Raw genomic sequence first — 1,621 nt, 5'->3', positions numbered from 1 at the left:
GGCTTGGGGCGCCACCTTGCAGTTCTATGGTCTCTGGACCATCATCAGGCCATTGCACTGCGCAGGATGCAGGGTCGCGGTCTCAATGCGCCGCGACGCAGGATTCAACCGGCATAGCTCGCGGCTCAGAAAACATACCCGTTCCGGACGCCAGGCCTCGTTCGGGGGTAAATGCGCCGAAGGCGGCCGATCCGCCGCACCAGAGAAAATGATTGACCAGCGCTGCGGTGCCATGTCCATGCCGAGAGATGGCAAATCCTCGGAGAACTCAGTCGGCGGAAGCGGACACGGCTTCTCATTTCCCGTGATGCGTGACGGCTTCGATCTTGTTCCCGTCCGGGTCGAGGACGAAGGCGCCGTAATAGTTGGGGTCGTATTCCGGCCGAAGACCGGGTGCGCCAGCGTCCGACCCGCCGTGCAACAAGGCGACGCGATGAAACTCGTCGACCTTGCTTCGGCCGCCGGCTTCAAAGGCGATATGGACGCCGTTCCCTGCGGAAGCGGGCTTGCCGTTGACGGGTGTCTCCAAGCTGAAGACGACGGTGGATACGCCATAATCCGCGGAATCCTGCGACGCCTTGAGTAGGCCCAGTCCSARTACCCCGAGCACGGCGTCATAAAACTTCCTGCTCCGGGCGACGTCGTTGGTGCCGAGCGAGACATGATGGATCATGACGAYGCCTCGACGTCCGCGAGAGGTCCGATCGCCGGRGCGTTCAGGACGCTGCCGTCCGGCGCGTATGCGATCCGTGACAGGGGCAGTCCCAGCATTCCTCAAAYGAGTTCCAGTGGAGGTGGCAGCCGAGATGYGTGCACGCCGCCGACTTCTCGATGACATCGCCGTTCTCGGTCCGGTAGGCCGCGATCTTGCTGATYCCGCGCCTGACGATCGCGCCTTGCCCCGGCTTGAGCTCGTCGATGGAGGACAACTCTCCCGGGGCGAGATATTCGGTGAAGTTCTTCACCGCCGTGATGTTCTCGCTCACATAGGTCGAAGCTGCCTTGATGGGCTTACGGTCGGGATCGTAAACTGCGGCGAACTCGTTCTCCCGACCCAGAATCAGGTCCGGGATCAACAGGCTGGCAACGACGCCGTGGGTGATGCCTTGCCCGGAGTCGCCCGTCGAGACGAAGACGCGAATGCTACCAGCCTCCCGCCCGATGAAGCCGCAATAGTCGAGCGTGTCCATGACCTGGCCAGACCAGCGATAGCGCTCGGGACCGAGATCCGGGATGATGGTCTTRGCCCAGGAGGTGAGAGCGGCGAAACGTGCGTCGGCGTCGTCGGCCTCGCCCGTYTTATGGTCTTCGCCRCCGACGATCACGATGTCCTTGCCATCCTCGCCGGACGYGAGGCGGACGTAGTGATAGGGATCCTGGGTGTCCCAGTAGAGGGCGTCGTTGAGCTTCCCGGACTCGATCTCAAAACCCATCGCATAGGTCCGGTAGGGCGCCTGCTTCGTGTGCAGGGCAACTAGATCATGGATCGGGGAATTCGTCGCGATCACGGCATGGCCGGCCGTGACCGTGTGGCCCGACTCCAGCTTCAGCTCGACTCGGTCGTCCTTCTCGTTCACCTCGACGACGGCCGTGCCGGGATGGAGACGCGCGCCCTTCGCGC

1 protein-coding gene and 1 pseudogene are annotated in these 1,621 nt (G+C 63.0%); both read right to left on the bottom strand.

The window, feature by feature from the left end; all coding sequences use genetic code 11:
* Positions 1-295: 295 nt before the first annotated feature.
* A complete protein-coding gene (locus AB4Y99_RS27525) occupies positions 296-673 on the bottom strand; it encodes a VOC family protein (protein ID WP_441525587.1) in 378 nt (125 codons plus the stop codon).
* Positions 670-1,621, bottom strand: a pseudogene (locus tag AB4Y99_RS27520) (FAD-dependent oxidoreductase); the annotation flags it as partial. The gene AB4Y99_RS27525 and the pseudogene AB4Y99_RS27520, both read right to left, overlap by 4 nt.

Origin of the sequence: Allobosea sp. TAB14 (genome assembly GCF_052113865.1) — a bacterium.
Lineage (GTDB): Bacteria > Pseudomonadota > Alphaproteobacteria > Rhizobiales > Beijerinckiaceae > Allobosea > Allobosea spartocytisi.
The sequence above is the reverse complement of the archived record's forward strand: the minus strand, read 5'-3'. Positions and strand labels throughout refer to the sequence as shown.